This is a genomic window from Candidatus Methylomirabilota bacterium, assembly GCA_036005065.1.
Classification (GTDB): Bacteria; Methylomirabilota; Methylomirabilia; order Rokubacteriales; family DASRDR01; genus DASYQW01.
This window is the reverse complement of the sequence record DASYQW010000307.1, coordinates 1-5,856: the sequence shown is the minus strand read 5'-3', so window position 1 is coordinate 5,856 and position 5,856 is coordinate 1. Positions and strand designations below refer to the sequence as shown.

General features: G+C 70.3%; 8 protein-coding genes. All 8 read right to left on the bottom strand.

The features are described 5' to 3' along the window. Positions 1–872 (bottom strand): extracellular solute-binding protein (locus VGW35_21125; protein ID HEV8310174.1); only part of this gene is annotated, 872 nt, incomplete at its 3' end. Positions 873–1,068: 196 nt separating this feature from the next. Then, entirely contained in the window at positions 1,069–1,581 is a 513-nt protein-coding gene (locus VGW35_21120) for a DUF6335 family protein (GenBank protein HEV8310173.1), read from the bottom strand. A 14-nt stretch (positions 1,582–1,595) separates the two neighbouring features. Further along, on the bottom strand, positions 1,596–2,240 hold the full coding sequence (locus tag VGW35_21115) for an ABC transporter substrate-binding protein (GenBank protein HEV8310172.1): 645 nt from the start codon (positions 2,238–2,240) through the stop codon (positions 1,596–1,598). Positions 2,241–2,475: 235 nt separating this feature from the next. Further along, complete coding sequence (locus tag VGW35_21110) at positions 2,476–2,757, bottom strand: hypothetical protein (GenBank protein HEV8310171.1); 282 nt, start codon at positions 2,755–2,757, stop codon at positions 2,476–2,478. 127 nt (positions 2,758–2,884) lie between these two features. Beyond that, positions 2,885–3,910, bottom strand: a complete 1,026-nt coding sequence (locus VGW35_21105; GenBank protein HEV8310170.1) for a TIGR03617 family F420-dependent LLM class oxidoreductase — start codon at positions 3,908–3,910, stop codon at positions 2,885–2,887. A gap of 18 nt (positions 3,911–3,928) precedes the next feature. Next, entirely contained in the window at positions 3,929–4,954 is a 1,026-nt protein-coding gene (locus tag VGW35_21100; protein ID HEV8310169.1) for a M48 family metallopeptidase, read from the bottom strand. 5 nt (positions 4,955–4,959) lie between these two features. Then, positions 4,960–5,517, bottom strand: a complete 558-nt coding sequence (locus VGW35_21095; GenBank protein HEV8310168.1) for a LemA family protein — start codon at positions 5,515–5,517, stop codon at positions 4,960–4,962. A gap of 69 nt (positions 5,518–5,586) precedes the next feature. Further along, positions 5,587–5,856: hypothetical protein (locus tag VGW35_21090; protein ID HEV8310167.1), on the bottom strand; the 270-nt coding region annotated here is incomplete at its 5' end.

Genomic DNA, 5,856 nt, shown 5'->3' with positions numbered 1-5,856 from the left:
GCCTCGCGGGGCACGACGAGGTAGAGGGGATAGATCGGCAGGCCCGGCGCGGGCAGGATCGGCGTCACCGCCTCGTCCATGCGCCCCTCGTTCTTCCAGGCCACCAGCTGATCGATCCAGATCGCACCCATCCAGGCCTCGCCGCGGTTCAGGGCGTCGAGCGTCCCGGCGTTGCCGCTGGTGATCAACGCGTTCTTGTTGAAGTCCCGGAGCGCCGTGATGGCCTCCCGGATCGCCGGTTCCTTCCCGCGGTCAAAGGGGCCCTGGGTGAGCTGCGCGTAGAGTCCGGTCTTCCAGTAGACCCAGCCCATGACGAAGCCGACACCGCTCACGCCCCCCTTGATGCCGTTGTATCCGAAGCGTCCCGGGTTGGCCTTGGTCCAGGCGAGCAGGTCCTCGAACGACTTCGGCGGGGTGGGCACCTTCGACGGGTGGTAGGCGATGGCGATCTGGTTGTGGAACATCGGGACGACGTAGCCGTCGACCGTCACGCCGAAGGCTTCCTTCACCTCGGCACCCTTGACGAGCGCGGCGTTCTGCAATTGAGGCACGTAGCGGTGGAGCAGTCCCTCCCGCACCATCTGGGAGGCGACCGCCATGCTGACCAGCGCGACGTCCAGGTCCCACGGCTTCCGGCCCGCGTCCGCCTGGGCCTTGATCTTCGTGTAGATCGCGCGGCTGGCCGGCTCGCCGGTGCCGGTGCCGACGACGTTCAGGTCGACGTCGGGCACCTTTTCCTTGAAGCCGGGCCCCAGGAGCGTCTTGTGCACCTCCACGACGTTGACGTCGGCGCCGATGGCGACGTTGAGCCGCGTGGCGGCCGACGCGGGAGCGGCGAGGAGCAACACGGCGGCAAGGACGTGGATCAGCATGCCAGGGCCTCCTTCCGGGTGGTTCGGCACTTCCCGAGACGGCGACGGCACCGTCGAGTGTTGCCTGCCTGCGACGCGCTGGTCAAGCCCGGACCAACGAGGCCGGAAGGCTCCGGCAGAGGCGCGGAGGCGAGGTCGAGGATTCCGCTGATCGCGGGCGGGGCAGCAGGGTCCCGGGGAGCGCGGGAGGCGGCTCTCAGCCCTCCTGGCGGGACCGGCGGCGATCGCGCGCCTCGAGGATCTCCTGGGAGGTGCGGAAGGCTTCGTCGGGCGCCCGCGGCACTCCCAGGGCACCGCCGAGGTCGTCGACGACGCTCTGGTCGGGCGTCGCCACGCTCCCGCCGACAGCCTCCTCGCCCACGCTCGCCGCGCGCTCCCAGTCGGCGTCGACGTCGCCACCCGAGAGCTTCGGGCTGGCCTCCGTGTGGCTGGCCAGCCGGCGCTCGGCCTCGCGTTCCCGGTCGCTGCGGATCATGGTGGCCTCGGCGGGCGGTGGGCCCTGGAGGGCTTCCTCGCTGGGGCGCTGCCGGGGCGGCGGCGGTGACTTCTGGGCGCTGCGTGCGGTGGTCTTCCGGCGCCGCCGGGCGGGCGTCTTGGCGCGAATCGCGGTCTTCCGGGGCCGCGCGGTCTTCCGGGGTCGCCGGGCCGCCGTCTTGGCACGCCGCGGCGACGCCTTCCGGGCACGTTTCGGTGCGCGCTTTCGAGCCATGCGCGTGGCCTCCGTCACTGCGTCTTGGGCGCGGCCTTCCGGGTCTTCTGCTCTTCGGCGACCTCGAGCTGCTTCTGCTCCATCTTCTTCACGAGATCGCCGTAGGAGCCCTGCGCGATGATCTTGTTGAACTGGGTCCGGTAGTTCGCGACGAGGCTCACCCCCTCGATCACGACGTCGTAGGCCATCCACCGGTCGCCCCGCTTCTGGAGGCGATAGTCGATGGGGATCTCGGTCCCGCGCTCGGTGACGACCTTGGAGCGGACGGTCACCGTGTCGCCCTCCGCCTGCTCGGGGAGGTAGACGACCTTTTCCCCGCCGTAGGCCTCGATCTTTCCGACGTAGGAGGCCTCCAGCAGATCGGTGAAGAGCTCGGTGAAGCGCTTCTGCTCCTCGGGCTTCCGCTGGGCCCAGTGGCGGCCCAGGGCTCGCTTCGCCATCTCCTCGAAGTCGAGGAGGCCCTTGGCGACCTCGCGAATCTGGGTCCGGCGCTTGTCCGCGTTGGCGGGTTTTTTCAGCTCCGGGTCCTGGACGATCTTCAGCACGCGATCCACGGACACTTTGACCTGGTCGGTGGCCGGACCGGCCCAGGCGGTGGCGGCGGCGAGGGCCACCCCCATGACCAGCATCGTGACGAGACCCTGACGCGTCCTCGACATGGTTTCCTCCTCGCGAGGCCTGCACGCCCACTCCCGGCGGACGCAAGCTCCGTACCAGTCGGCCGGAGCCGAACCCCGCCTCAATGAGACGCTTGAGAGGCGCTGGAAGTTCGGTCCGTCCGTCCGGTGACGCGGTCGGCGACGGAGAGCCTCCGCCTGGTCATCGCGAGGGCGAAAGGGTAGCGGGTACCAATCTCGACCGGAGGGGAGGGACACTCCTTTCTGGCGCGTCAGCCTAGGCGGCCAGCAGAAAGTGGGGCGCTTTCGTCCCCGGAGCCTTTTTCGACGATCTCCGATGCGCTCGCGTCCGCCGCCGTTTCCTCTCGACGAGCTTGGCGCACTCCTCGCGAACCTCTCGAAGCGCCGCCTCGAGCCGCTCGAGCCGACCATTGAGCTCGGCGATGTCGGTGAACAGCTCACTCGTCCGCCGCGCCAGAATGGCCAGCAGATCGGAAGGCTTGAGGATTCCGCGCGCCGTCTCCGGCCGGGTCCTTCCACGCCGCGCCCTCACCTTCATCGCCTCCTCCGGCCGACTGCTCGGCTCGATTGGCGGGTGGGTCGCATGAACCGGCCCGAGTCTAAGAGGCAAGGTCAGGAACGTCAAGGAGAAAAGCTCTTCTCCTCGTGAGGGGCGGCCGGGCGCGCTACCCGAGCTTTCCCCGGAGCGCCCCGGCGAAGGCTTCGAGCGCCTGCCGGTCGGTCCGCGTCTCGAGCGGCAGATAGGGCGCGAGCCGATCGAGGAGTCCGTCATAGCGTGCCCGGAGCGCGGCGGCCAGGCCGTCGAGTGGCGCCTCGATGGCGAAGACCTCGAGCATCTCGTCGGTGACGAGGGCGGCCATGCCTGCCCAGTCGCCCTCCACCGACTTCCGGTGGAGTCGGGGCATCAGGTCCTGCCAGCCGTGCGCGGCCAGCACGGGCTCGTAGGTCCGGGTCGACGCGTAGAAGGCGATCTGGGCCCGGACCTGCTGGCGCGCCTCGGCGAGCTCGGCCGGTGTCCGTCCCGTCACCATGAAGACCGAGGTCATCAGGGCAATGTCGCCCCGCCGGCGACCGGTCTTGGCGAGACCCGCCTCGATGTGGGGGAGGGCGAACTCGCGCAGGTACTTCACCGAATGGAACGGGTGGAGATGGACGCCGTCGCAGAGCTCGCCGGCCAGCCGGAGGTTGTACGCGTTCACGGCGGCGATGTAGATCGGGATGCGGGGGTGGGCGATGGGCGGTGGCGCGAAGAACGGGGTCATCAGCGTGATCGAGTAGTGCTCGCCCCGGAAGTCGACGCCGCCGCCGGTCTGCCAGCACTCCCAGAGGGCGCGGAGGGCCAGGATGTACTCGCGCAGGCGCGGACCGGGCGCGCTCCACTTGACCGAGAAGCGGCGTTCGTTATGTCCCTTCACCTGGGTCCCGAGGCCCAGGATGAGGCGCCCCTCGGAGGCGGCCTGGAGGTCCCACGCCGTATGGGCGACGACGGTGGGACTCCGGGGAAAGGCGACGGCGATGGCGGTTCCGAGGCTGACGCGACGGGTGTGCAAGGCGGCCAGGGCCAGCGGGAGGAAGGGATCGTGCCGCGTTTCCGAAGCCCACAGGCCGTCGAAGCCGAGCGCCTCCGCGTCCCGCGCGAGGGCCGGCACGTCCCGGAGACTCTCGATGGCGATGTTGACGTCGAGCTGCACGCGTGACGCTCCCCGCCCTCAGCTCTGGTAGGCCATCGCCTCCAGCCGGGCGATCCGGTCCTGGAGCGGCGGGTGGGTGGCGAAGAGGTCGGCGACCAGTCCTTCCTTCTCGTTCACGGCACGCGCGAGTGGGTCGATGATGCAGAGGTGCGCGGTGCCCCGGGCGATGGCGACGGTCGGCGCGGTGGCCGCCTCGAGCTTCCGGAGCGCGTTGGCGAGGCCCATCGGGTTGCGAGTCAACTCGGCGCCCGAGGCGTCGGCAAGGTACTCCCGGCTGCGCGAGACCGCGGTGGCCAGGAGGTTGCCGATCAGCGGAGCCAGCAGGATCGCGACCAGCCACACGATGAAGATGACGAGCCCCAGCGGCCCGGCGACCCGACCGCCGTCGTCATCCTCGCTCTTGCCGCGGAGGCGGACCCGGGAGGCCCAGTCGCTGAGGAGGAGCACGGCGCCCAGCAAGGCGGCGACGATGGTCATTTTCTGGATGTCGTAGTTGCGGACGTGAGACATCTCGTGGGCGATGACGCCCTGGAGCTCGTCGCGGCTCATCACCATCAAGAGCCCGGTGGTGACGGCGATGGAGGCGTGGTCCGGGTCCCGGCCGGTGGCGAAGGCGTTCGGGTCGGCGTCGTCGATGACGTGGACCTTGGGCATGGGCAGGCCGGAGGCAATGGCCATCTCGGTGACGACGTTCATGAGGACGCGGGCGTTGGGATCGTTCGGGTCGACCGGGCGCGCGTGGCTGGAGGCGAGCACCGCCCGGTCGCCGAAGCGGTAGCCCATCCACGCCGAGATGCCTCCGAAGAAGGTCGCGAAGGTGGCGGCGATCGGGATCGGCAGCCCGCCGCGGGCCAGAGACCGCGTGGGATCGTAGCCGAGGAGGAAGAGGTCGGCCCCCAGGCCGAGGAACGCGAGGAAGAGGACGAAGACCCCGATGAGGAGCCAGGTGGTCCGGCGGTTCGCAGCCTGCTCGGCGAAGAGGTTGCGGGGCGCCGGCCGGGCACCCTTGGGCGCGGGCGGACCCGCCGGGTCGTTCGCCGCCATTCCGCCTAACGCGGGCTCAGGTCGACCCGCGGCACCGCCCGCTCGGCCGCGTCCATCTGGAAGAACTCGGCCGGCGCGAAGCCCAGGGCGGCGGCAGCCAGGTTCACCGGGAACACCTGCTGCCGGGTGTTGTACCGGGCCACCATGTCGTTGTAGAGCTGGCGCGCGAAGCCGATCCGGTTCTCGGTGCTGACGATCTCCTCCTGGAGCGCGAGGACGTTCTGGTTGGCCTTGAGGTCGGGGTAGCGCTCCATGACGGCCAGCAGGCCCGCGACGGCCTGGCTGAGCTGCCCCTCGGCCGCGCCGGCCTGGGCCGCGCCCGAGGCGGCCATGGCCCGGCTGCGGGCTTCGGTCACGCGCTGGAGCACCTCGCGTTCGTGCTGCATGTATCCCTTGACCGCCTCGACCAGGTTCGGGATCAGATCGTGACGTCGCTTGAGCTGGACGTCGATCTGCGCCCAGGCGTTCCGCACCTGGTTGCGCAGCTCGACCAGGCTGTTGTAGAGCCACACGGCGATGCCGACGATGACCGCCAGCAGGATGACCCACGCGGTCATGCTCATGCGCTGCCTCCCACGCTCCCGTCGCGTCGAGGAATCCGCCCGCCGCCTCTATCGGTCGCCCACGGCCCGTCAACTGGCGGTCGAGCCGGTCGCGTGCAGCACCCGGTCGGCCAGGGCGCCCGCTGCGACCTGGGCGGCGAGCGCGGCGTGCTGGATCTTGCCGCTCGAGGTCTTGGGGATCGTGTGGGCCTGCACCAGGAGGACGCGAGCGGGCCGGATCCCACGCTGGCGGTGGAGCTCGGCGGCGATCCTCCCGGCCAGGTGAGACAGCTCCTCGGACGACCCGCCGTCGTGCCGGACCTCGGCGACGATGTGGAGGCGCTGGGTCCCCGTCCGGAC

Bases quoted from the DNA above. Each gene is read 5' to 3' on its own strand.
- VGW35_21120 (HEV8310173.1), bottom strand. From the start codon at position 1,581: ATGGCTCGAAAGCGCGCACCGAAACGTGCCCGGAAGGCGTCGCCGCGG.
- VGW35_21115 (HEV8310172.1), bottom strand. From the start codon at position 2,240: ATGTCGAGGACGCGTCAGGGTCTCGTCACGATGCTGGTCATGGGGGTG.
- VGW35_21110 (HEV8310171.1), bottom strand. From the start codon at position 2,757: ATGAAGGTGAGGGCGCGGCGTGGAAGGACCCGGCCGGAGACGGCGCGC.
- VGW35_21100 (HEV8310169.1), bottom strand. From the start codon at position 4,954: ATGGCGGCGAACGACCCGGCGGGTCCGCCCGCGCCCAAGGGTGCCCGG.
- VGW35_21095 (HEV8310168.1), bottom strand. From the start codon at position 5,517: ATGAGCATGACCGCGTGGGTCATCCTGCTGGCGGTCATCGTCGGCATC.